At 45.6% G+C, this 23368-nt stretch carries 23 protein-coding genes and 1 tRNA gene; 20 read left to right on the plus strand and 4 right to left on the minus strand.

Features of this window, described 5'->3' with window-relative positions; translation table 11 throughout:
• Positions 1–22: 22 nt before the first annotated feature.
• On the plus strand, positions 23–1261 hold the full coding sequence (locus tag V7Q13_RS12010; RefSeq protein ID WP_333800919.1) for a hypothetical protein: 1239 nt from the start codon (positions 23–25) through the stop codon (positions 1259–1261).
• Positions 1262–1263: 2 nt separating this feature from the next.
• On the opposite strand, the gene V7Q13_RS12015 is transcribed toward V7Q13_RS12010, so the two are convergent.
• Genes V7Q13_RS12015 through V7Q13_RS12025 form a run of 3 tightly spaced genes read right to left on the minus strand, consistent with a single transcriptional unit; the run spans position 1264 to position 3342 of the window.
• Entirely contained in the window at positions 1264–2388 is a 1125-nt protein-coding gene (locus V7Q13_RS12015; RefSeq protein ID WP_333800920.1) for a pyridoxal phosphate-dependent aminotransferase, read from the minus strand.
• Positions 2389–2437: 49 nt separating this feature from the next.
• On the minus strand, positions 2438–2938 hold the full coding sequence (locus V7Q13_RS12020) for a metallophosphoesterase family protein (protein ID WP_333800921.1): 501 nt from the start codon (positions 2936–2938) through the stop codon (positions 2438–2440).
• Positions 2935–3342 carry an NUDIX hydrolase gene (locus V7Q13_RS12025; protein WP_333800922.1) on the minus strand — a complete coding sequence of 136 codons (408 nt, stop codon included), beginning with the start codon at positions 3340–3342 and terminating at the stop codon, positions 2935–2937. Before V7Q13_RS12025 ends, V7Q13_RS12020 begins: the two co-directional genes overlap by 4 nt.
• A gap of 229 nt (positions 3343–3571) precedes the next feature.
• Between V7Q13_RS12025 and V7Q13_RS12030 the strand changes: the two genes are divergently transcribed.
• The 15 genes from V7Q13_RS12030 to V7Q13_RS12100 all read left to right on the plus strand — a co-directional run bounded on the left by V7Q13_RS12030 (position 3572) and on the right by V7Q13_RS12100 (position 17799).
• Entirely contained in the window at positions 3572–4729 is a 1158-nt protein-coding gene (locus tag V7Q13_RS12030) for a homogentisate 1,2-dioxygenase (RefSeq protein WP_333800923.1), read from the plus strand.
• Between the two features lie 123 nt (positions 4730–4852).
• On the plus strand, positions 4853–5473 hold the full coding sequence (locus V7Q13_RS12035; protein ID WP_333800924.1) for a TetR/AcrR family transcriptional regulator: 621 nt from the start codon (positions 4853–4855) through the stop codon (positions 5471–5473).
• Positions 5474–6820, plus strand: coding sequence for a TolC family protein (locus tag V7Q13_RS12040; RefSeq protein ID WP_333800925.1), 1347 nt, complete (start codon positions 5474–5476; stop codon positions 6818–6820). It begins immediately after the preceding gene.
• A gap of 28 nt (positions 6821–6848) precedes the next feature.
• Positions 6849–7940 carry an HlyD family secretion protein gene (locus tag V7Q13_RS12045; RefSeq protein ID WP_333800926.1) on the plus strand — a complete coding sequence of 364 codons (1092 nt, stop codon included), beginning with the start codon at positions 6849–6851 and terminating at the stop codon, positions 7938–7940.
• Between the two features lie 39 nt (positions 7941–7979).
• Positions 7980–9557, plus strand: a complete 1578-nt coding sequence (locus V7Q13_RS12050) for a DHA2 family efflux MFS transporter permease subunit (RefSeq protein ID WP_333800927.1) — start codon at positions 7980–7982, stop codon at positions 9555–9557.
• Positions 9558–9736: 179 nt separating this feature from the next.
• Entirely contained in the window at positions 9737–12493 is a 2757-nt protein-coding gene (locus V7Q13_RS12055) for a TolB family protein (RefSeq protein ID WP_333800928.1), read from the plus strand.
• A 28-nt stretch (positions 12494–12521) separates the two neighbouring features.
• Positions 12522–13019: a DUF4251 domain-containing protein gene (locus tag V7Q13_RS12060; RefSeq protein WP_333800929.1), complete on the plus strand. Its 498-nt coding sequence runs from the start codon at positions 12522–12524 to the stop codon at positions 13017–13019.
• 199 nt (positions 13020–13218) lie between these two features.
• Entirely contained in the window at positions 13219–13437 is a 219-nt protein-coding gene (infA, locus tag V7Q13_RS12065) for a translation initiation factor IF-1 (RefSeq protein ID WP_333800930.1), read from the plus strand.
• A 70-nt stretch (positions 13438–13507) separates the two neighbouring features.
• The gene (rpmJ, locus tag V7Q13_RS12070) at positions 13508–13624 is read left to right on the plus strand and encodes a 50S ribosomal protein L36 (RefSeq protein WP_333800931.1); all 117 of its coding nucleotides are present in this window, start codon (positions 13508–13510) and stop codon (positions 13622–13624) included.
• Between the two features lie 64 nt (positions 13625–13688).
• On the plus strand, positions 13689–14069 hold the full coding sequence (gene rpsM, locus V7Q13_RS12075; protein ID WP_333800932.1) for a 30S ribosomal protein S13: 381 nt from the start codon (positions 13689–13691) through the stop codon (positions 14067–14069).
• Between the two features lie 163 nt (positions 14070–14232).
• Positions 14233–14634, plus strand: coding sequence for a 30S ribosomal protein S11 (rpsK, locus tag V7Q13_RS12080; protein WP_333800933.1), 402 nt, complete (start codon positions 14233–14235; stop codon positions 14632–14634).
• A gap of 175 nt (positions 14635–14809) precedes the next feature.
• Positions 14810–15415, plus strand: coding sequence for a 30S ribosomal protein S4 (gene rpsD, locus V7Q13_RS12085; RefSeq protein ID WP_157478717.1), 606 nt, complete (start codon positions 14810–14812; stop codon positions 15413–15415).
• Between the two features lie 95 nt (positions 15416–15510).
• The gene (locus tag V7Q13_RS12090) at positions 15511–16512 is read left to right on the plus strand and encodes a DNA-directed RNA polymerase subunit alpha (protein ID WP_333800934.1); all 1002 of its coding nucleotides are present in this window, start codon (positions 15511–15513) and stop codon (positions 16510–16512) included.
• A 105-nt stretch (positions 16513–16617) separates the two neighbouring features.
• Positions 16618–17154 (plus strand): 50S ribosomal protein L17, encoded by a 537-nt coding sequence (gene rplQ, locus V7Q13_RS12095; protein ID WP_442958257.1) that lies wholly within the window; start codon positions 16618–16620, stop codon positions 17152–17154.
• 123 nt (positions 17155–17277) lie between these two features.
• Positions 17278–17799 carry a class IV adenylate cyclase gene (locus V7Q13_RS12100; RefSeq protein ID WP_333800935.1) on the plus strand — a complete coding sequence of 174 codons (522 nt, stop codon included), beginning with the start codon at positions 17278–17280 and terminating at the stop codon, positions 17797–17799.
• A gap of 33 nt (positions 17800–17832) precedes the next feature.
• Here the strand turns inward: V7Q13_RS12100 and dnaG are convergent, their stop codons facing one another.
• A complete protein-coding gene (gene dnaG / locus V7Q13_RS12105; protein ID WP_333800936.1) occupies positions 17833–19767 on the minus strand; it encodes a DNA primase in 1935 nt (644 codons plus the stop codon).
• Positions 19768–19900: 133 nt separating this feature from the next.
• On the opposite strand from dnaG, the gene V7Q13_RS12110 reads away from it, so the two are divergent.
• The 4 genes from V7Q13_RS12110 to V7Q13_RS12125 all read left to right on the plus strand — a co-directional run bounded on the left by V7Q13_RS12110 (position 19901) and on the right by V7Q13_RS12125 (position 23353).
• Positions 19901–20869 (plus strand): DUF6263 family protein, encoded by a 969-nt coding sequence (locus V7Q13_RS12110; protein ID WP_333800937.1) that lies wholly within the window; start codon positions 19901–19903, stop codon positions 20867–20869.
• Positions 20870–20982: 113 nt separating this feature from the next.
• On the plus strand, positions 20983–21411 hold the full coding sequence (locus V7Q13_RS12115; protein WP_333800938.1) for a hypothetical protein: 429 nt from the start codon (positions 20983–20985) through the stop codon (positions 21409–21411).
• 51 nt (positions 21412–21462) lie between these two features.
• Positions 21463–21537 (plus strand) — tRNA-Gly (locus tag V7Q13_RS12120).
• 151 nt (positions 21538–21688) lie between these two features.
• Positions 21689–23353: a glutamine--tRNA ligase/YqeY domain fusion protein gene (locus tag V7Q13_RS12125; protein WP_333800939.1), complete on the plus strand. Its 1665-nt coding sequence runs from the start codon at positions 21689–21691 to the stop codon at positions 23351–23353.
• Positions 23354–23368 lie beyond the last annotated feature (15 nt).

Genomic DNA, 23368 nt, shown 5'->3' on the forward strand with positions numbered 1-23368 from the left:
AACCTACTTTCAGCTGAGCACAGTGTTGGCAAGACTTTGTGCTATTAGTTTTATGTGTAGTTACGGTTATTGGCGCTATGCAGTTGAAGCAGAAGTTTATACAGTCTCACTTTTATTTTGCTTACTTACCGTTTTTGCTGCTTGTGTGTCAGTGGCAAATGGTTTTCATTGGAAACCGCTGATGATAACAGCCTTACTTGCTGCTTTTTCAGTATTGTGGTATAAGCCTGCAGGAGTGGTAGTTTTTGTTGCTGTACCAATTTATTTTGTACTGCAAAAGATAGCTGCAGTACAAATAGCTGCTTGGTCTATTCTCGTTGTTGCAATTGTGTTGACTGTTTATGCTGTTGCTTTTCAATTTAATGAAACTAATATTTCATTCTGGCAATACATTAATAGTGGAATAGAGCAGTCTCCCGGCCATGTGTTGAATGCACTGCCAGTGGTTGGTTCCAATGTGGTGAGTTTGAATTTTATCTACGCATTTCCACAGGTGGTACAATTGATAGAACAATGGTTTCCCGGAAAGCAATTGGTGGAAGAAGTATATGCTGCTAAGCAACATGCATCTTTAGCTATACTTGCTGCTAGTACAGGAGCATTGTTCATTTCGTCGGCATTGTTGGCTTTTTGGAAAATTCGCCGATCTATTTCATTACATGGCTGTTTGAAAAATCCATTTTCCTTATGGCTGGTTATTTACATCATTGCTTTACTCATTGTTGATCCAGGTTCACCAGAACCTTGGCTCATGATTCAGCCAGCATTATTTGCAGTGTTAGGTATTTATTTATTTCCGCTGATTGTAAAACATACGAGCAAGCAGCTCTTGTATGCACTGGTGATTGTTTTGTGCCTGCACAATTTTGTTGGTGGTTATCTCTTTATAAAAAATCCTAATGAGGATTATACCCGGTTTCAATCTGCTTGGCTGATTGATAATGCTACAGAAAATGACATGGTGATTTCATTAGGCAGTGCCAGTGCTGTTCGCTATTTATTGTACTATGGTCAAGCAAAAGTTTTTACAGGTGAACAGCAATTTGCTCAAGCTATGCTGGCCGCAAAGCAAGTGCATCATCAAGGCGGCAAAATTTATTTGACCGATGATTTTGTACATCCTTCAGCAACTGTACAACGAAGAAACGCTGTAGCATTTTCATTGGTAAAAAATATGCTACAGCAGCAACAAGCCAATATTCATTTATTGCATAAGCAAGATGATACCGCTGCTGCCGTGTATCAATGGACGCCGCAGTAGGCTTACATGTTTGCTTTCAATACTTTGATGAATTGCTGCATTTCTTCCATGGTGCCAATGGAAGTGCGACGCCAGCTGCTGCCATTTTCATACGTACGTACACCCATGATATTGGCTTGTGTCATCACCTGTGCCAAGTCGCCTTTGAAAGCAGCACTGTCGTAATAAATAAAGCTGGTGTAGGAGGGAATCACTTTCAAGCCCAGCTGGTTCATTTCTTTGGTAACGTAGTTACGCACCGCTTCATTTTTCTGGCGGGTTTGTTGCATAAATGCAAGGTCGTCCATGGCCGCCAATGCACCGGCAAGGCTTACCGCACTTGGCCCGGCATTGGCCCAAGGCTGATATGCAGCCAGTTTTTTTATAGTATCAGGATGTGCCAGCACAAAACCCACACGTGCTCCGGCCATGCCATGTATTTTGCTGAATGTTTTAGCTACCACCAGATTTTTATTGTTGGCCACCATCGGCGCCAGGCTGGTGGTGCCTGCATATTCCGTATATGCTTCGTCAAGTAGCAACAGGCATTTTGCCGTTACTTTTTCTGCGAAGGATTGCATGTCGCTATCGGCCACAATGGTACCAGTTGGGTTGTGTGGATTCACCACATACACCATACTGGTTTGTGCATCCATGGCTTTCAGCATGGCATCGAGGTCGTGCACTTTATCCTGCGTCAGTGGTACTTTTTTAATACTCAATCCAAACAACTCAGCAGCGCCAAACCACAAACGAAAAGTTGGATCGCCACTCACTGCATTGCTGCCTTTTTTCTCTGCAGCCAGTGCAGCCGTATTGCCCAGCAATTCGCTGCTGCCAGCACCCAACAACACATGATCTTTGCTGAGTTTGTATGCTTTGGCAATGCGTTCCCGCAATTGCGTGGCTAGTTCCGATGGATAGCGATTGCTGTTGATGATTGCATCCATCATGGCTTTGCGGGCCATGGGGCCGGGGCCATACGGATTTTCATTTTGACCAATACGTATCAATTGCCCATCTGGTCCTGCTTCCCAAATATCATCGGTGAAATTGGATTGACTTGCCAGCAGGCCATTGCCAATGGTAAAACCAGAAAGCAGCAGTCCGCTTTTTTTGAGCCAATTGCGGCGGTCAAATGTTTGCATAGCAGTAATGGATTGATAGAATGGGTAAGATACAGCATTTACCTATTCATTAACTGCCACGTTTGCCCAGTTCTATTACTTCCAGTTGTTCAATTTTTTGTCCGTTAATCGCAAAGCGAACAATGGTGCGAACCTGATGCCAGCCATGCCTTCCGGCAGCGCCGGGGTTAATATGCAGGCATTCAATAGCAGGATCGTATTGCACTTTTAAAATGTGCGAATGCCCGCTGATGAAGAGTTGGGCGCCGCTTTGGTGCAACCAGTTTTTTACACCCGGTGCATACCTGCCAGGGTAGCCGCCAATGTGCTGCATGCACACGGTTACCTGTTCTACTGTAAAGCAAATTCTTTCAGGAAATTGATAGCGGATAAACGCAGGATCCACATTGCCGTACACACCTTTCACGGGTTTGTATTGCTGCAACGTTGGAATGATATCTGGCTCACCAAAATCTCCGGCATGCCAAATTTCATCGCAGTGGGCAAAATGTGTCAGCACCTGCTCATCGAGCCAGCCATGCGTGTCAGATAGTAAACCAATGCGAGTCATGGAGTCAACAGATTGTCTTGATGTAATTGATGAAACAATACCAGCACACCCGGTACTTGCGCTGGTTCTTGGCTATACGAAGCCAATGTGAAATACCGAATGGCCCCTACTTCGGCGGAGGGCTGCCAGTTGGCGGGAGTGGAACACAGGTAGCAATCTTGCTCCATTTGCAAATTGTTTTCGCCATAAGCAGCAGCTGTAATATGCATGTAAAAATGCAATGCATCTGCTGCTAATGTCACTTGCAATTCTTCCGCTATTTCTCTTTGCAAAGCCTGCACGGCAGTTTCGCCTGCATCTACTTTGCCGCCGGGCAGGTACCAGGCCTGCTTGCTGTTGCTGTAGGCCAGCAGCAATTGGTTGTGCTGCAATACCACCAAACCCACTGTGTGTAGCTTTTGCATGCAGCGAATGTAGCAGCATTGTACATTTGATGAAACGATTGCCGGAAGCCATGCCGTATCACCGCAATTTTACCTACCACATTGATAAGCGCCGTTGGAAGTATCATTTCCTGATGGTGGCGCTGTGCGAAAACAGGCAACGCTGATTTTTTGAACATGCATGATTGCATTTTCCGTTCATTCAACAATAATGTTGAACAGTTGTCTATTCATTTAAATCCATTGTTGCATGCCTCATTATTTTTCTCAAGGACAGGTGCCGCACAAACGGCATACGCAGTTTCGCAAGCCCGATGGCGGGTTGTACAGCGAACAGTTGTTTAGCACCGAAGGTTTTTCCAACGACTATTCTTTGTTGTATCATATTCATCCGCCTACAGTCATCATCGGCAATGATACGCCAGTAGATGTACGGCCGAAAGTTGCGGAAGAACGAATGCTGAAGCATCGTTGTTTCGAAGGCTTTAACCTGCAGCCTGTGCAGGATTATTTGCAAAGTAGAGTTCCGGTGCTGGTGAACAACGATTGCCACATCAGTCTGGCATCTCCGATGCAAAGCATGACTTCATCCTTCTTTAAAAACGCCGATGCCGATGAAGTCATTTTTGTGCATGAAGGCACGGGTACTTTGCATACGCAATACGGCCAACTATCTTTTTCCTACGGCGATTATCTGGTGATACCACGGGGTTGTATTTATCAAATTCATTTTGATACACCCGATAACCGCTTGTTTATCGTTGAATCTTTCAGTCCTGTGGTACCGCCCAAGCGATACCTGAGCAAGTACGGACAGTTGCTGGAGCACAGCCCGTATTGCGAAAGGGATATTCGTACCCCACAACTGGCACAACCCATAGATGCCAGCGGCGACTTTCTGATTCATACCAAAAAGAAGGGTATGATGTACGGCATTCATTATGGCCATCACCCGTTTGATGTAGTAGGATGGGATGGATGTTGCTATCCTTTTGCATTAAGCATTCACGATTTTGAACCCATTACCGGGCGGGTGCATCAGCCGCCACCGGTGCACCAAACTTTTGATGCCCACAACTTTGTGATTTGCTCCTTCGTGCCCCGCTTGTACGATTATCATCCGCAAGCCATACCGGCGCCATACAACCATAGCAACATTGATAGCGATGAAGTGCTGTACTATGTGGATGGCGATTTTATGAGTCGGAAAAACGTCACCCGGGGCATGATTACGCTGCATCCTGCCGGTATTCCACACGGGCCGCACCCCGGCGCAGTCGAAAAATCCATTGGTAAAAAAGATACCCAGGAACTTGCGGTAATGGTCGATACTTTCCATCCATTGCAACTCACCGAGGCTGCGTTGGCATTGGAAAACGATGGCTATGTGATGAGCTGGGCCGAATAATTCCCTACAATTTTTATTGAATGTTAAGAGCCGGTTAAGTCCGGCTTTTTTGTGGGTTATCTTTTAATTAAACGTTTGTTTGAATTTAAACAAGTGTTTAATATTGCATCGTAATTCAATCGTATGGAGCACAACGATAAGCAGGTACACATCATTGAAACGGCAGAGAAACTCTTTGCTCTGCATGGTTTTGCCGGCACGTCTATCCGTGATATTTCCCGGGAGGCAGGCATCAACATTGCCATGGTGTCGTATTATTTTGGTAGCAAGGAAAAGTTGATGGAAGCCATTTTTCACCACCGCATTACCCATGCCTGGATAGCTGCGGAAGAAATGGCCGACAACACCAAACTGCAGCCCTGGCAAAAAGTAGAGGAGCTGATTCACTCTTTTGTGGAAGGCATGTCGAACAAATCTTATTTCCACAGCCTCATATTACGCCAGCAGTTATCAAACGAGATGAGCCCCCTTGCCTCACTCATGGAATCGGTGCGGGAACGCAATACAAATATCATCGGCAAAATCATTCGGGAAGGGCAGGCCAATGGCGATTTCAAACAGGACGTGGACATACCCTTGTTGTTGTTTACCATGGTGGGTACAGCTTATCAAACCCTGCATTCGAGAGAATCGTACCGCAAAATGCACAACCTGCAGCACATGACTGATGAAGCTTTCATGGCCGAAATGAAACGCCGTTTGAAACAGCACATTTTCTTTTTGTTTAAAGCAATCCTATCATAAATGAATCCCAAGACAAGCAATCACAACATCCTTTGGGTATTGTTGATGCTGCTTCCTGTGTTGTCGATAGCACAGCAAAACAGCAAGCAACTCACTTTATCCGAAGCCATTCAAATGACTCTGCAACACAACCAACTGTTGCTAATGGACAAGGCCAAAATTGATGCTGCCATTGCCAGAGTGCAGCAGGCCGAAGAAAAGAAATTGCCGGAGCTTAGTGCCAGCACCAGTTTTTTACTGCTGAACCAACCCGGCTTAGATCTGAAAATTGCAACAGGAAATGGTCAGCCGCCACCCTCAACCAATGCATCGTTGAAAGTAAATACAGCACTCATTGGCATGCTCAATGCATCGGTACCCATTTATGCCGGCGGCCAAATTCGCTATGGCATTGCTTCAGCAGAATATTTGGTAGAAGCAGCAAGGCTCGATGCTACAGTCAATCAGCAAGCTGTCATTCAAAACAGTATTGCGGCGTATATCAATTTGTACAAGGCGGCGCAAACGGTAAAACTCATTGAAGAAAATTTGAAAGATGAACAGCAGCGGGTGAAGGATTTTACCAACCTGGAAAAAAATGGTTTGCTGGCCCGCAACGACTTGATGCGAGCCAGTTTGCAAGCATCGAATGTAGAACTGGCGTTGCTGGAAGCACAAAACAACCTGAAAGATGCCAGCGTAAATATGTGTTTGATGCTGGGGCTGCCAGAGCAAACTGAACTGAAGGTAGAAGCGGCTGCTTTTGAACAAACACCCACTGCAGGCATCTTGTCTGCTTGGGAAGATTCGGCCATGCTGCATCGCAATGAGTTGGCGGCGTATGGTCAGCGACAGCAATCCATTAAAGCCGGTATGCAAGCGGTAAAAGGCAGCCAGCTGCCATCGGTAGCCGCCACGGGTGGTTACTTTTCGGCACACTTGCAAAACATTGCTACCATCAGTCATGCACTCAATGTGGGTGTAGGTGTAAAGTACAACATCAGTAGCCTTTGGAAAACGAAAGCCAGGCTGAATGAACTGCAGGCAAATCAACAAGAGTTACAAGCGGCTACTTCTTTGATGCAGGATAAAATTCGGTTGGAAGTAAATAAATCCTACGAGGCTGTATTGCTGATGCAAAAGAAAACAGAAGTGTACGATAAAGCCATTGAACAGGCTACTGAAAACTACCGCATTACCAACAATAAATACAACAATGGTTTGGCCACGCTGACCGATTTGCTGGATGCAGATTTGAGCTTGCTGCGGGCCCGCCTCAACAAGGTAAATGCCAAAGCAGATGCAACATTGGCCTATGCCAATTTGCTGAAAGCTGCCGGCTCTTTACAACCCGGTTTCGGAAAATAATTCTACCACAACAAATTGACCAATATTCATGGAAAACAATACAACGCCCAAACAGAAAACCAATACCAAATTTTTAATTGGATTCATCGCCTTGCTGCTGGTTGGAGGCACCTACGGTTACATCAAATACCAGCATGCACAAAAGCATGAAGAAACGGAAGATGCACAAATTGAAGGCAACATTAGTCCTATCATTCCAAGAGTCGGCGGCTTTATTGCCGAGGTAAGAGTGAAGGATAACCAGCGGGTAAAAAAAGGTGATACTCTCCTTGTTTTAGACGACCGCGATTTGCAAGTGAAGCTAGCACAGGCACAGGCAGCATTATCCATTGCTGAAAGCAATCTTACGGTTGCCAGTGCAGCTACTGAAGCATCACGTACCGGCATTACAACCGCCAGCAGAAACGAAGCTGTAGCCGATGCACAAATTGAAGCGGCGAAAGTGCGGGTATGGAGAGCTACGCAGGATTATAACCGCTATGCCAATCTGGTAAAAGATCATTCTATTACCCAACAGCAATTTGAACAGGCTGAAGCAGAAAAATTATCTGCAGAAAAGCAATTGCAAATATTGCAGGAGCAACGCAAAGCAGCAGGGGCACAAACCAATGTGGTGAGTTCGCAAAGCAATACCACCGGCAAGCAGGTGGCAGTGGCCAACGCCAACATTTTGCAGCGCAAAGCCGAGCTGGATGCAGCAGCACTCAACCTTTCTTACACCATCATTACAGCACCTGTTGATGGCGTGGTAAGCCGTGTAAGCCTGCAGCCAGGACAAATGGTGCAGCCCGGTCAAACTTTGATGAATGTTGTGGTAAATAGTGATGTGTGGGTGGTGGCCAACTTCAAAGAAACGCAGTTGGAAAAAATGAAACTTGGTCAGGAGGTAAGTGTGGCTGTCGATGCATTTCCCGGTCACCACTTTCTGGCGAAAGTGACGTCGTTTAGTCCGGCCACAGGCAGCCGCTTTGCTTTGCTGCCGCCGGATAATGCTTCGGGCAACTTTGTAAAAACTGTACAAAGGGTACCGGTGAAAATAGAATTCACAAAAGCAGATGATGCCATGCTGCAACAATTGCGTCCGGGTATGAATGTAACGGCTGATGTATTGGTGAAGTAGTCTTTGGTTCATGCATCATAAACAAGCAATCTGTCAGGTATGACCAATGAAAATAGTTTGGTGGAATATGGTTTCCGCAGGGTGATTATTACGTTCACTGCCATTTTATGTGCCCTGCTCGAAATTGTAGATACCACCATTGTAAACGTAGCCCTCAACGATATGAAGGGCAACATGGGCGCCACCCTCAACGAAATCAGTTGGGTGATTACCGCTTATGCTATCGGCAATGTGATTATTGTACCCATGACCAGCTGGCTGTCGCAGCAGTTTGGCCGGCGCAATTATTTTGCCGCTTCCATCATCATCTTCACCATTTTTTCTTTTTTGTGTGGCAATAGCACCACTATTTGGGAGCTCATCATTTTCCGCTTTTTGCAAGGCGTAGGTGGTGGTGCGTTGCTGGTGACTTCACAAACCATCATTACCGAAAGCTATCCTGTAGAAAAACGGGGTATGGCACAGGCCATCTATGGATTGGGTGTTATTGTTGGTCCCACACTTGGTCCGCCATTGGGTGGTTATATCGTCGATAATTTCAGCTGGCCGTACATTTTTTACATCAATATTCCATTGGGTGTAATTGCTACATTGTTTGCATTGCGCTATGTACGCAGTCCCAAGTATGCCGAGAAAAAATCTGGCCGGCAAATTGATTGGCTGGGTATAGGCTTGTTGGCTGTGGCGGTTGGCTCTTTGCAGTTTGTGTTGGAGAAAGGTCAGGAAGAAGATTGGTTCAACTCCGTTACCATTATCATCACTTCGTTGATGGCGGTCTTGGGATTGTATTTCTTCATTTGGCGCCAGTTAACTTTCAGCAATCCCATTGTAGAACTTCGGGTGCTTAAAAATGGTAACCTCCGTGTGGGTACTATTTTATCTTTCATTCTGGGCTTTGGCTTGTATGGTTCCACATTCATCATTCCATTGTACACACAAGCTACGCTGGGATGGAATGCTACGCAATCTGGTTTACTCATGGTGCCCGCCACTTTAGCCACGGCATTCCTGATGCCCTTTATTGGCAAGCTGTTGCAAAAAGGGGCGCCACAGCAGTACCTGGCCGCTATAGGCATGGCTTTGTTTGTGATGTTCTGTTTATGGGGCTACAAAATACTTACCCCCGATACCGGCGCTGATGCTTTCTTCTGGATGCTCATCATGCGTGGGGTAGCCATGGCACTATTATTCATTCCTATTACAACGCTTTCGCTGTCTACCCTCAAAGGGCAACAAATTGGTCAGGGCGCTGCATTCACGGGCATGATGCGACAACTAGGTGGCTCATTCGGCATCGCTATTATTTCCACATATATGTCTCGCCAAAACTGGCACCACCGTGCCGATTTGGTCACGCATTTAAATACCGCCGACCCCGATGTAATGCAGCGGGTGCAAGGCTATCAACAGGCATTTATGGCCAAGGGCATGAGTGCCGATGTGGCCTTGCAAAGTGCATACAAGGCGCTTGATTATAACGTGTTGAAACAAGCGTCTGTGCTATCGTATATGGATGTATTCACGTTTGTAGGCGTATTGTTTTTGGTCTGCGTTCCATTTGTACTCATGGTAAAAGGCAATAAGAAAGCGGCGGGCCTTGCTGCCGCAGCGCATTAATTGAATGAATTTGTTTGATAGAGGTTATGGTTAAAACGATCCGGCAATTGTCGGGTCGTTTTTTTTGCAAATGATGGTTTGCATATTGCTTCGGCCTAATTTTCATGCTGATGAAGAAGCAACGATTTATGAAGCCCTCAATACTACATTTTTGTTTTGGCCTGTTGATGTGTGCAGGCATGCAGCATGTTGTACATGCACAAACTTTTGGCGGCAACCCCGCCCGGACAAAATGGCGGCAGGTAAACAACGATGCTGTAAAAGTGATTTATCCTGCGGGCATGGATAGTGTAGCCAGCCGTGTTGCAGCAGTGTCGTTGTATTTGCAGCAGCAGCAAGGCCCTGCCTCGCTGGGCACTCAACACAAGCGATATAGCATTGTATTGCAAAATGATATGAATAATAGCAACGGCTATGTAATGATGGGGCCACGAAGAAGTGAGTTTTTCATGATGCCGCCACAAAATCCGTTGGAACTGGGCAGTATGTCGTGGGCCGATAATCTGGCTATACACGAATACAGGCATGTGCAGCAGTATAATAATTTCAATGTAGGACTATCCCGTTTTATGGGTGGCTTGTTTGGCCAGCAGGGGCAGGCATTGGCCAATGGCTTATCGGTTCCTGATTGGTTTTTTGAAGGCGATGCCGTGTGGAATGAAACGGTGTACAGCGGACAGGGCAGGGGCCGCCTCCCATTGTTTCTGAATGCCTACACAGCATTGAATGACATGCGCAACGACTATTCATTTATGCAAATGCGCAATGGTTCACTACGAAAATATTATCCCAATCATTACGACCTCGGCTATCTGCTCGTAAGCTATGGCCGGCAGCAATTCGGCGATGATGTCTGGCAAAAAATTACCCGGGATGCAGCTGCATTCAACTCCTTGTTTTATCCTATGCAGGCCGCAGTAAAAAAACACACGGGAAAAACGTACAATGCATTTGTGAAGGAAGCCATGCAAGATTTTCGCCAAAAGCAACTGGCCAATAAAATCAATCTTTCACCCACATGGATTACGAAGCTGAATAAACAAGCGGTAACAGATTATAAGTATCCTTATCCAACCGCAGATGGCAAAACGGTTATGCTCAAAGCAGGCTATGCTGATATTCCAAAGTTTGTATTGGTAGAGACCGATGGCAAAGAACAAAAGATTGCCGTAAAAGACATTGGGTACGATGACTATTTCAGTTATAGCAATGGCCGCATTGTGTACAGTGCATTTCAGGCAGATACCCGCTGGGGCAACCGTGATTACAGCATCATTCGATTATTGGATGTAGCCAGCGGTGAAGCTGTTGATGTCTCAGGAAAGGGACGCTTTTTTTCACCCGATATCCATCCGGATGGCGACCAAATTGTGGCTGTTGAACATGATCCAATGAATGGTTCTCGTTTGCTAATCATGAATACCGAAGGCGCTTTGGTTGACTCTTTGAAAGTACCGGCAAATTGGTTTTTATCGCACCCAAAGTTTTTGCCACAAACCAATGAAGTATTGGTGGCAGTACGTGAGCCTGGTGGAAAAATGGGTTGGTTGTTGTGGCAGCCTGCCAAGCAACAACAGCAATGGATGTTGCCTCCGGCAGAAAGATTGCTGGCATTTCCTGTGGTGCAGGGCGATACCATTTATTACACCCAAAGCGAAGCCGGCAAAGACGCCCTGTACGCCATACAGCGGAGTAATGGCCAGCGTTGGCAGGTTACGGCATTTACCACAGGGGTCTATCAAGGCTTTGCCAAAAATGGTGGGGTAATGGCTTCGTATTTCACCGCGGATGGTTTCCGGTTGGGGCAAACACCTGTGATGCCTGCTACAGAAGGTATTGCTGAAGAAGGCTTCAAATTGCTTTATCCTCAACAAGCTGTTGGTAGCTATACCAATTTAAGCCAATTGCCCACGCCACCATTGGCAGGAACGAAGTATCGGAAGCTGACCCATCCATTTAACTTTCATACCTGGCAGCCCGTAATAAGTGAAGCAGAATACACGGCCAAACTCTTAGGAAATAATGTGTTGAATACAGTGTTGACTGAGCTATCGTACACCTACAATAACAATGAGCAAAGCCATACAGCAGGAGCTAATATCCGCTATGGTGGTTGGTATGTGCAGCCTCTCATTGGTGTGAAGCAAACTTTTGGCCGCGATGCATTTTACAATGCTGATACCACTTTCCAGTACAATCAGTCAGAAGCTTATGCTGGTTTGTATTTACCCCTCAATTTTACCAAGGGTAAAATGTACCGCAGCTTTACTGCCTCCGCTACGGTAAATACAGACAATGTTCGTTGGCAGGGGATAGGCAAAGGCCTGCTGCGGGATTTGAATTATACGTTCTTCAACACCCGGGTTACCTATACATCACAAGTGCAAAAAGCCCGCCAACAGATTTACCCTCGGTTTGCACAGGCTTTATTGGCCGATTATCGCAATATGATTGATGGACAGGAGGCCTGGCAGTTGCTAATGAGCGGTATGTTGTACTTCCCCGGTATTGGGCGCAATCATAGTCTGGTATTGTCTGGCGCCTGGCAGGCCCGTGATACCATGCGGCAATACGCCTATTCCAATGCTTTTCCGTTTTCAAGAGGCTACAACAGTGTGAATTTTCCAAGGATGTTCCGGTTGGGTGCCAATTACCATTTCCCGTTGTTTTACCCCGATTGGGGTTTTGGCAACATTTTGTATTTCCAGCGCATCAGGGCAAATGTGTTTTACGATTACACCCGGGTAAAAAGTTTACGTACCGGTGCTACCCGTACCTTCAACACGTTAGGCTCCGAAATTTATTTCGATACCCGCTGGTGGAATCAGCTGCCGGTAAGTTTGGGAGTGCGATATAGCTACCTGCTCGATCCGGAGTTTTCAGGTATTACCCAGCCACATCAATGGGAAATTGTATTGCCGGTGAATTTTTTTTAATCGAAATTGTTACAAAAAAGTAGCCACTATGAAAACTAGTTGGTACAGCCTTTTATTGGCTTTATTAGTTGTGATGCATACAGGTTGTGCAGGCCCTTCCTTCACCGATGGCAGGACCAGTGCCGCCAGAGAAGCTGCGGTTCAATCTGCTATCCTTTCAAAAAGTTATTCTTTCAAGGCAGTATCTGCATCCACTCAAAAAGGCCGGAATATCAATCTTACTTCTGTGTATAGCATTGTAGTAAAACCAGATTTAGTGAGCTGCGATTTGCCTTTTTTTGGCACATCGTTTAGCGGTGGTTCGTATGGCGGTGATGGTGGTATTCGGTTTGAATCTACACAATTTGAGTACAAGCAGGAGGCAGGCAAAAAGGGGAGTTGGGAGGTAACAATCATGCCAAAAGACAAGCCCGATGTTCAAAAGCTGATACTTATGATTGGTACCAGTGGCTACACCAATGTGACCGTGATTAGTACCAACAGGTCTGCCATGCATTATTTTGGAAACATTGAAGTACCTAAGTAGGATAACCGAATCTGCTCATTTTTTGCGTAGCGTAACCTCCAAAATGCTGTTTAAAATGCCTCTGACAGGTATGACCCGCCAGTAAAATTTACTTTTTTGCGTAGATTTTCCCACATTTGCAGCCCGATTGTAGAAAATCAATGGGAAACCTTTGCGGTTTTTTGTTGAAAACTTCTATCTTTGCGCTCCCAAAATATATATGTCGAAGCAATCACTCATTAAACAAGACGGCGTAATTGTAGAAGCTCTGTCGAATGCCATGTTCCGGGTTCGCCTCGAAAATGGCCACGAAGTCATAAGTACGATTTCTGGTAAAATGAGAATGCACTACATCCGCATTTTGCCCGGCGATAAAGTTGGCGTAGAAATGAGCCCATACGACCTCACTCGTGGACGGATCATTTTCAGGTATAAATAATAATCATTTGCGCTGCGAAGGCTGAAAACCGGGCAGCCTGAGTTTTGAAACTTTGTAAATTAAAAGAACGATGAGAGTTCGTGCATCAGTAAAAAAGCGTAGCGCAGACTGCAAAATTGTACGTCGCAAAGGAAAGCTGTACATTATAAACAAAAAGAACCCCCGCTATAAGCAGCGTCAGGGATAATGTATCAGTGCTGCCCCAGCGGCAGCTCCAATATTTCTAGAACAAAAACGAAAAAGAAAATAACATGGCTCGTATTGCCGGTATTGACCTCCCAAAAAACAAGCGTGGCGAAATAGGCCTTACCTATATCTATGGTATTGGTCGTAGCACTGCACAGTACATCTTGACCAAAGCTGAAATTGATTTCAGCAAGAAAGTAAGTCAGTGGAATGACGAAGATTTGAATGCTATTCGTACCATTATCAACGACGAACTGAAAGTTGAAGGTGCTTTGCGTAGCGAAGTAAGCATGAACATCAAACGTTTGATGGACATCGCTTGTTATCGTGGTCTCCGTCACCGTAAAGGTCTGCCTTTGCGTGGCCAGCGTACCCGTACCAACAGCCGTACTCGTAAGGGTAAGCGTAAGACAGTTGCCGGTAAGAAGAAGGCACCTAAGAAGTAATAATTGAGTCGTGAACAAGTATGAACTTGTTCACGACTTTGTTATATAAATCCGGCTCATTCTGGATCCCTCAACAATGGTTGAGGGGGAGGAAAATCCGGTTCCCGGTCACCCAAAAGGCGATGTCGGGATTTATTTTTTCACAAGATTACCTCCAAACAAAATGGCAAAACAACAATTAAGCGCCAAAGCCGCCGCAAAAAAGCGTGTGGTAAAAGTGGATGTAGCCGGCGACGTACACGTTAACGCTACATTCAACAACATTATCATTAGCATTACCAACAAGCAAGGCCAGGTGATTAGCTGGAGCAGTGCTGGTAAAATGGGTTTCAAGGGTAGCAAGAAAAATACTCCCTATGCCGCTCAGGTTGCCGCTGCCGATGCTGCCCGTGTAGCTCTCGACGCTGGTATGAAACGTGCTGATGTTTACGTGAAAGGTCCAGGTAGCGGCCGTGAAGGTGCTATCCGTTCTATTTCTCAAAGCGGTATTGAAGTAACTTCTATCAAGGATGTGACCCCGCTGCCACACAATGGCTGCCGTCCTCCTAAGAAGCGTCGCGTATAACCCCCAAACCCCCTAAAGGGGGCTTTGAGGTCGAAATATTTCCTGCAACTCCAATGGGAGCGAAAGGAACTGAGCCAACAAGGTTTCATTTACACAAAGGGTGCACGATTAATTTTTTACGATTTTTTACTGATCGTAGCACCGGTTTCAAAAAAAATCGAAATGAAAAAAGTTTATGGCACGTTACACAGGTCCAAAGACCAAAATCAGCCGCATTTTCGGCGAGCCCATTCTGGGCAATGGTAAGTATTTAGGCAAAAACAGCAATCCTCCCGGCCAGCACGGTGCCGCCCGTAAGCGTAAGCAATTGGGTGAGTACGCTATGCAGCTGAAGGAAAAGCAGAAAGCAAAGTACACTTACGGTGTATTGGAGCGTCAGTTCTACAAAACTTTCGTAGAGGCTGCTCGTCGTAAGGGTGTTACAGGTGAAAACCTGATCAAATTGCTGGAAGCTCGTTTGGACAACACTGTTTTCCGCCTCGGTATTGCTCCTAGTCGTCCTGCTGCACGCCAATTGGTAAGCCACAAACACGTTTGTGTAAATGGAGAAGTGGTAAACATTCCTTCATTCCAACTGAAGCCCGGTGATGTAATCACTTTGGCTCCTAAAGCTGCTCACAATACCGCTTTCACCAGCGTTATCCGTGGAAAAAACGCTAAGTTTAGCTGGCTGGATTGGAATGAAAGCGAGCAGAAAGGTACTTTCATCGCTTATCCTGAAAGGGAAAGCGTACCTGAAAACATCAGGGAGCAACTGATTGTAGAATTGTACAGCAAGTAATAAACTGTCAACCGCCGGTGATGTTCATCTGGCGGTTTGACTTGTTACATGCTCTCAGTTTTCAATCATTATTTACATACCAGTAAACAAATACTATGGCCATTTTAAGTTTCCAAAAGCCTGACAAAATCATTCTGCACAAGGCAACCGATTTTGAAGCTCAATTCGAATTCCGCCCACTCGAACCAGGTTATGGTTTGACAGTAGGTAACGCTCTGCGTCGTGTATTGCTGAGCTCTCTCGAGGGTTACGCTATCACCGGTATCCGTATTGAAGGCGCTGATCATGAGTTCGCTACTATCAAAGGCATTGCCGAAGACGTAACCGAAATCATCCTCAACCTGAAGCAGGTTCGTTTCAAAAAAACAACTGACGGCGAAATTCAGCAGGAGAAAATCATGCTGAGCCTGAAGAATAAAACGCAGTTTACTGCCGGTATGATTGGCGAAGTGTTGCAAAACTTCGAGGTGATGAACCCCGATTTGAATATTTGCACCATGGATGCCAGCGCCAAGCTGGATATAGAAATCCACATTGGTAAGGGCCGCGGTTATGTACCTTCTGAAGAGAATCGTTTGAAAGATGCTCCATTTGGCTACATCCCCGTTGACTCAATTTTTACTCCCATCAAGAATGTAAAATACAGCGTAGAAAATACCCGCGTAGAGCAGCGTACCGACTACGAAAAACTGTTGATGGAAGTGGTAACCGACGGTACCATTCATCCTGAAGAAGCGGTGAAGCAAGCCAGCCGTATCCTCATTCAGCACCTGATGATCATCACCGATGAAAACATCACCTTCGATACCAAAGAAGAGAAGAAGGAAGACTTGGTAGATGAATCAACACTGCAACTGCGTAAGATACTGAAGACTCCGTTGGAAGATCTGGATCTGAGCGTACGTGCATTCAACTGCTTGAAAGCAGCTAAAATCAACAGCCTGAGCGAACTGGTACAATACGAGCAGGAAGACCTGATGAAGTTCCGCAACTTCGGTCAGAAGAGCCTGAGCGAAATTGAGCAGGTATTGGGCGAACGTGGTCTGTCTTTCGGCATGGACCTCGCTAAAATGGGAATTGATACCGAAGAGCTCTAAGCTTCAGGTATTGTTTCAATAATTCAATCACCGCATTACTACCGAAAGGTATTTATGCAAACAACACATTCCTTGACACGGTGTGTTGTAAAAACTTAACAAGTTATGCGTCACGGAGACAAAGTAAACAACCTGGGCCGTAAGAAAGCCCACCGCGAAGCGTTGTTGCGCAACCTCGCTATCGAATTGATTGCTCACAAAAGAATCGTAACTACTTTGGCTAAGGCTAAAGCATTGCGTGGTTTTATTGAGCCGTTGATTACAAAAACCAAGAAGAATGGCAGTGAAGCTGAAATCATGCACCAGCACCGCGTTGTGTTTAGTGCACTGAACAGCAAAATTGCTGTAAAAGAACTGTTCACAGTGGTTGCTCCCAAAATTGCGAGCCGCCCCGGTGGTTACACCCGCATCATTAAGCTGGGCACTCGTCCTGGTGATGCTGCTGAAACTGCCATGATTGAACTGGTTGACTTCAACGAGGTTTACGGTAAGACAGTTGCCAAAGCTGCTGAACCTGCTAAGCGTACACGCCGTGCTGGTGGTAGCAAAAAGAAGGCTGAAGAAACTGCTGCTGTTGCAGAAACTGCACTAGAAGTAAAAGCTGAAGAAGCTGCTTCAACCGAAGAAAAAGCCGCTGAATAATTCCAGCATACATTTTTTCGCCTAAGCCCCGGACATTGTTCCGGGGCTTTGTGTTTTGAAAATATCAACCCGCCAAAAATGGATGTTTGTAGGTGGTAAGTTTGAAGGAAAAACAATAGTTATATGGCAGCACATCTCAATGTGGAAATCAAGGCAATTTGTAACGATTTGGAAAAAGCCAGGGCCGTTCTTATGGCGGCCGGAGCCAATTTCAAAGGCACCGATCATCAAACCGATGTGTATTTTAACTGTCCCAACGGGCGGCTTAAACTTCGCTGTGGCAATATTGAGCATTCACTTATTTTTTATGCAAGGGAAAACAGTGCCACACCCAAAGGTTCTGCTGTAAACATGACACAACTTCATGGAGATAGTCATGACTTACAATCGGTGCTGGCAGCTGCCTGGGGCGTAAAAGTAGCGGTGCACAAAGCCAGAGAGATTTACTTTATCGACAACGTAAAATTTCACCTGGACAGGGTAGAAGGATTAGGCACTTTCGCTGAAATAGAAGCCATTGATAAGGATGGAAATATTGGCGCAGTAAAGCTTCATGAACAGTGCAATCACTACATGCAATTGTTGGGGATTCAAGCTTCGCAACTGCTTACACATTCGTACAGCGATATGCTGGAAAAACAATAGCAAGACCGTATTTGGGAAACTATTCTGTCCTACTTATTTCAGGATAACCGTACCCAGTACAGAAGTAATTTCCCGTTCAAACTTTTTGAGCTCAATGTGCAGTTCAATCAACTGCTGCTGCACCAATGGATCTTTTTCATGCTCCAGCTCCTGTTGGTTTTGCTCCAGCATTTGTTTCAGTTTGCGCAGCTTAAAATAACTCACCGATAAGTTGGCATCTTTACGGCTTTGTTCAATATCCGACATGCGCCGGCTCTGAATCATCTCCTCCCATTTGGGGCTGATTTCGTATGGAAATTCCAGCAGCGAAATCACCAGGCGGTTGAGTCCTTCATCGGGGTAGTACACGAATGATTTTTCAGTAGGTTCCAATCCGGCATCGTACCAGCTTTTGTAGAGCAGGTACACTTTTTCCAGTTCGGTATTATCGAAATGAAAGTTTTCGAGGCTGTTGAAAATGAACTGTGCTACAGTTTCTTCACTTTCTTCCTGCAGGGGCAGCAAGCCATACAGCAGCAGGCTTTTCACCACGGCACGTTCTTGCAGTTCGTTGGTGAGCAGCAATGCAAGGTTGGCATCCACCACTTCATCGGGCATTGTTTCTGCCTCTTGCAATGGCGATTGATCGGGCAGGTTTTTACGCTGCTCTTTCTGCAGTTTTTCCCGGATGTACTTGTTGACGAGGTTAATCAAACCTTCCTCGTCTACCTTCAGCAAACTTGCTGATTGGCGGATGTAATCTTGCTGGCGGGAAAAGTCTTCTGCCTTATCAATTTTGCTAATGCTTTCTGCAATACGGTTAACAACCTCACTTCTTTTTTGTGAGTCGTTGCCTGCTTCTTTCAGTGCCAGTTCTGTCTGAAAAAGAATGAAGTCTTTCTTGTTGTTGTTGATGTATTCGTTGAATTCATCTTTGCCCACTTTTTGTACATAGCTGTCCGGGTCTTCGCCATTGGGCAATAGTACCAAACGTACATACAAACCTTCGGCCAAAGCCAGGTCCAAACCACGCAATGCGGCTTTGATACCCGCAGCATCTCCATCGTATAAAATAGTAAGATGCTTGGTGTAACGTTTTATCAGCCTGAGCTGGTCGGGTGTTAATGAAGTACCACCACTGGCCACCACGTTTTCTACACCGGCCTGGTTCAAACTAATAACGTCTGTATAACCTTCTACCAGCAAGCATTCATCTCTTTTCTCAATGGCTTGCCGGGCAAAATAAATGCCGTAGAGAATTTTGCTTTTTACATACAGCTCATTCTCTGGTGTGTTGATATACTTCGGGGCATTGTCTCTGTTTTTGATGAGACGGGCACCAAAGCCAATGATTTTGCCAATGTGGTTGTGAATGGGAAAAATAATCCTGTCGCGGTAATTGTCTTGCAGGCCATAATCCCGTTGCGATACCAAACCGGTTTTCAGTAGCAACTCTTTATTGTACTGATTGTGCAATGCGTCTTTGGTAAATGCATCCCGTTCGTTGAGGCAATACCCTAAACCAAACTTTCGCATGGTTTCATCGGTAAAGCCCCGCTGTTGTAAATAGCTGTATGCTACAGCTTGGCCCATCTCATTTTCCCAGAGTTGCTCCGCAAAATATTTTTGAGCATACTGGTTGATGATGTACAGGCTGTCGGCCGTTTGCTGTCGTTCTTTGTATTCAGGATCAACTTCCGTTTCCTGAATTTCGATGTTGTATTTTTTAGCCAGCCAACGCAAGGCTTCTGCATAGCCCAGCTTTTCGTGTTCCATCAAAAAGCTGATGGAGTTGCCACTTTTGCCGCACCCAAAGCACTTGTAAATTTCCTTGGATGGCGATACCGTAAACGAAGGTGTTTTTTCGCCATGAAAAGGGCAGAGGCCCAGGTAGTTGGCACCACGTCTTTTCAACTGCACAAAATCGCCCACTACTTCGAGGACGTTGATGCTGTTGATAATGCGCTGTACGGTTTCCTGACTAATCACGGAGCGAAAGTAACGGCAATTTTGGTTAGGAAGACCAGCATTTCTATATGCCGTTGCCACTTGTCAATTACCTAAAGGTCTGGTTGATGTCTATTCACCTGCAGCAGGTATCTTTGGCCCATTCCACACTGTCATGAAACATTTTTATCAAGCATTACTCTTGTTGTTACTGGTAGCTGCTACTGGCTGCAGCGAAGGTAAATATGATTTGCGTTTTCAACCTGCCGACGATTCCCGCTACCGGCTGCAAACGGATATTAGCGGTAAGGTTACCGTTAAAATGCTGGGGCAGGAGTTGAAGCAACCCATGAATACCAGCATCAGCAGTTTGCTGAGGTTTGATACCATACCCGATGGCAATACAAAGGTGGCTTTTGCATACGAAGATTACAACCTCAATCAGGGTAAAGATAAAAGCTTGTTTTCGCTGGATAGTCTTTCGCAAAAAGACTCCGGTGCTTTGCGGGTAATGGATATGATGACGGGCATTGAGTTTACGGCTACCATTTCAAAAAAAGGCCAAGTGCTCACCAAAGTTTCCACTGATAGTTTGTGGAAGGTGGTGGAAGCCGGCCTGCAACCATTGGAAGAACAGCTTCGTAAGCAACTGGCTACAGCACTTCGCCCGTTGATAAACGACGACATGATGAGAGGTATGCTGGAGCAATGCTTTTATGTGCTGCCCGGTAAAAAAGTGAATGAGGGCGCCCAATGGAAAAATCAGATTCGGATGAAGGCGATGTTTACCATGGTTATTAATAACGACTTTGAATTGAAGTCGGTTAAAAATGGTATTGCAGAAATTGCGCTGACATCAACCATTACCAATGCCGATCAGCAGGTGGCCATGCCCGGTTTGGCATTGGCCAGTCCGCCTTCATTGGGCCAACCTAAAGACAATACGGCATTCGACATTATGGGTATGAAACTGGATGCTGATTTTAAAGGAAAACAACAAGGCTTGATTTATGTAAACCTTGGCACAGGTCTTATGCAAACGGCTCGTTTGCAGCAACAGTTGTCTGGTATTTTCAAAATCAATTCCATAGAAATACCCATGGATATGGACATGAAAATTGATTACAAACTGGATGGTTTGTAATCAATTTTCCGTTAGAGTTCTGTTCACAAAATCTCTTGTTAATCCAATTAGCGCTAACATTCTGTAAACAAGGCTTTGGATAAATTTAAGTATCAATCTTAAAACCAACGCCTATGAAACTGACTGTTACCCTTTTGGCAGCTAGCCTCGCTGTTTTTTCTACTGGATGTGTAAAGGATGTTTTTCGAAGTGCGGACCGCCGTATTATTGGCGATTGGCGTATTGATGATGTAAACCCCGTTGGCTGGGGTGGCAACTCTGCCCGCATGCCTTTCAACAACGGCCGTTTTACTTTTTACGACAACGGTACACTGAGTTATGAAAACGACAACGGTCAATCCTTTAGCGGAAGCTGGTACATCAATAGCCGCTGGCAAAATGATGAACAAGAGTTGAGCTTGCAAATAACTGCCGTTGATTTTACTAACCAGCTGGTGCTAACACAGCATTATGATGATATCTTTTTCAGAAGCAGGAATTATTTGCGGGCAGAAACAAGAACATCAAACAGAACCTATATTACCCATTTCAGGAGAAGATAGTCGGATGCATTTTTTGCTACCCACCATTTACGGGCTAACTTTAAGTGCCAAGCGGAAGTAGCTCAGGGGTAGAGCTTCAGTTTCCCAAACTGAAGGCCGCGGGTTCGATTCCCGTCTTCCGCTCCACTTTCACATTGCTGCTGGCATCGTGATTTTCATCCCCTTGAAACATAGGCATTGCGTTACATTTGCAGCCTTCGCGTATTAAAGAAGTGCCACAGTTTACCGGGCTATTAGTAGCTTTTGAGGTGTACGTGGTATCAAAAACAAGCAACACATGAGTGAAGAGAAGAGCCTGAATTTTATCGAAGAAATTATTGAAGCCGATTTAGCCGCCGGAAAACACAAGTCCATTCTTACCCGTTTTCCACCTGAGCCAAATGGATATTTACACATTGGCCATGCCAAAAGTATTTGCCTCAACTTTGGGTTGGCTCTCAAATATGGTGGTGCCACCAATCTGCGTTTTGATGATACCAACCCTGTAACTGAAGACACTGAATATGTAGACAGCATTAAAGGTGATGTGCAGTGGCTGGGCTTTCAGTGGGCCAACGAATTTTACGCCTCTGACTACTTTGAACAGTTATATGCATTTGCCGTAAAGCTGATTGAGAAAGGGTTGGCCTATGTAGATGACAGTACTTCCGAAGAAATAGCTACGCAAAAAGGAACGCCTACACAACCTGGCGTTCGCAACCAGTATGCCGAACGCAGTGAGGCAGAAAACCTGCAAATCTTTGCCGACATGCGGGCAGGCAAATATGCCGATGGCAGCAAGGTACTGCGGGCCAAGGTTGATATGGCCAGCCCTAACATGCTGCTGCGAGATCCCATTATTTATCGCATCAAACATGCTCATCATCACCGCACCGGCGATGCATGGTGCATTTACCCCATGTACGATTTTGCCCATGGCCAGAGCGATAGCATCGAAGGCATTACGCACAGCATTTGTACGCTGGAATTTATTCCGCACAGGGCATTGTATGATTGGCTGATTGAGCAGCTTGAAATTTTCCCAAGCCATCAATATGAGTTTGCCCGCCTCAATATGACCTACACCGTAATGAGCAAGCGGAAGCTGCTACAAATGGTAAATGAAGGCCATGTAGAAAGCTGGGACGATCCACGCATGCCTACCATTAGCGGTATGCGCCGTCGTGGGTACACGCCAAAATCCATCCGCGACTTTTGCGATCGAATTGGCGTAGCCAAAAGAGAAAACCTGATAGACCTGAGTTTGCTGGAGTTTTTTGTACGGGAAGACCTGAACAAAACGGCTTTGCGCAGAATGGCGGTGCTCGATCCGCTGGCGTTGGAAATAACCAACTATCCGGAAGGGCAGGTAGACATGATGCAATCGGAAAACAACCCTGAAATGCCGGAGACCGGCGAACGGGAAATTCCTTTCAGCGGAACGCTGTGGATTGAGCGGGAAGATTTTATGGAAGAAGCTTCTAAGAAGTGGTTCCGCCTTGCACCGGGTTCCGTGGTACGATTGAAGAGTGCATATATCGTTCGGTGTACCGGTTTTGAAAAAGATGCTGATGGCCGTGTAACCAAAGTGCTGGCCGAATACATACCTGAAAGCCGCAGCGGTAGTGATACCAGTGGCGTTCATGCAAAAGGTACCATTCATTGGATAAGTGCCGCACATGCAGTGCAAGCGGAAGTTCGGTTGTACGACCGTTTGTTCAAGGTTGAAAATCCCGCTGCGGAAGAAGGTGATTTCAAATCGTATATCAACCCCGATAGTTTGCAGGTTATTGAAAATGCATACATAGAACCTGCATTGACAGCAGCAAAGGTTGGAGATCATTTCCAGTTCATCCGCAAGGGGTATTTTACCCTTGATGCTGTGCACAGCAACGCATCAAAACTGGTGTTTAACCGCACTGTAACGCTGAAAGACAATTGGGCTAAGGAACAGAAGAAATAAGTACATAAGCTCATT

Source organism: Phnomibacter sp. (genome assembly GCF_036803085.1).
Lineage (GTDB): Bacteria > Bacteroidota > Bacteroidia > Chitinophagales > Chitinophagaceae > Phnomibacter.

What these genes read in the sequence shown, in the direction of transcription:
- V7Q13_RS12015 (WP_333800920.1), bottom strand. Translation starts at nt 2,388, where the DNA reads ATGCAAACATTTGACCGCCGCAATTGGCTCAAAAAAAGCGGACTGCTG.
- V7Q13_RS12020 (WP_333800921.1), bottom strand. Translation starts at nt 2,938, where the DNA reads ATGACTCGCATTGGTTTACTATCTGACACGCATGGCTGGCTCGATGAG.
- V7Q13_RS12025 (WP_333800922.1), bottom strand. Translation starts at nt 3,342, where the DNA reads ATGCAAAAGCTACACACAGTGGGTTTGGTGGTATTGCAGCACAACCAA.
- V7Q13_RS12030 (WP_333800923.1), top strand. Translation starts at nt 3,572, where the DNA reads ATGCCTCATTATTTTTCTCAAGGACAGGTGCCGCACAAACGGCATACG.
- V7Q13_RS12035 (WP_333800924.1), top strand. Translation starts at nt 4,853, where the DNA reads ATGGAGCACAACGATAAGCAGGTACACATCATTGAAACGGCAGAGAAA.
- V7Q13_RS12040 (WP_333800925.1), top strand. Translation starts at nt 5,474, where the DNA reads ATGAATCCCAAGACAAGCAATCACAACATCCTTTGGGTATTGTTGATG.
- V7Q13_RS12045 (WP_333800926.1), top strand. Translation starts at nt 6,849, where the DNA reads ATGGAAAACAATACAACGCCCAAACAGAAAACCAATACCAAATTTTTA.
- V7Q13_RS12050 (WP_333800927.1), top strand. Translation starts at nt 7,980, where the DNA reads ATGACCAATGAAAATAGTTTGGTGGAATATGGTTTCCGCAGGGTGATT.
- V7Q13_RS12055 (WP_333800928.1), top strand. Translation starts at nt 9,737, where the DNA reads ATGCAGCATGTTGTACATGCACAAACTTTTGGCGGCAACCCCGCCCGG.
- V7Q13_RS12060 (WP_333800929.1), top strand. Translation starts at nt 12,522, where the DNA reads ATGAAAACTAGTTGGTACAGCCTTTTATTGGCTTTATTAGTTGTGATG.
- infA (WP_333800930.1), top strand. Translation starts at nt 13,219, where the DNA reads ATGTCGAAGCAATCACTCATTAAACAAGACGGCGTAATTGTAGAAGCT.
- rpmJ (WP_333800931.1), top strand. Translation starts at nt 13,508, where the DNA reads ATGAGAGTTCGTGCATCAGTAAAAAAGCGTAGCGCAGACTGCAAAATT.
- rpsM (WP_333800932.1), top strand. Translation starts at nt 13,689, where the DNA reads ATGGCTCGTATTGCCGGTATTGACCTCCCAAAAAACAAGCGTGGCGAA.
- rpsK (WP_333800933.1), top strand. Translation starts at nt 14,233, where the DNA reads ATGGCAAAACAACAATTAAGCGCCAAAGCCGCCGCAAAAAAGCGTGTG.
- rpsD (WP_157478717.1), top strand. Translation starts at nt 14,810, where the DNA reads ATGGCACGTTACACAGGTCCAAAGACCAAAATCAGCCGCATTTTCGGC.
- V7Q13_RS12090 (WP_333800934.1), top strand. Translation starts at nt 15,511, where the DNA reads ATGGCCATTTTAAGTTTCCAAAAGCCTGACAAAATCATTCTGCACAAG.
- rplQ (WP_442958257.1), top strand. Translation starts at nt 16,618, where the DNA reads ATGCGTCACGGAGACAAAGTAAACAACCTGGGCCGTAAGAAAGCCCAC.
- V7Q13_RS12100 (WP_333800935.1), top strand. Translation starts at nt 17,278, where the DNA reads ATGGCAGCACATCTCAATGTGGAAATCAAGGCAATTTGTAACGATTTG.
- V7Q13_RS12110 (WP_333800937.1), top strand. Translation starts at nt 19,901, where the DNA reads ATGAAACATTTTTATCAAGCATTACTCTTGTTGTTACTGGTAGCTGCT.
- V7Q13_RS12115 (WP_333800938.1), top strand. Translation starts at nt 20,983, where the DNA reads ATGAAACTGACTGTTACCCTTTTGGCAGCTAGCCTCGCTGTTTTTTCT.
- V7Q13_RS12125 (WP_333800939.1), top strand. Translation starts at nt 21,689, where the DNA reads ATGAGTGAAGAGAAGAGCCTGAATTTTATCGAAGAAATTATTGAAGCC.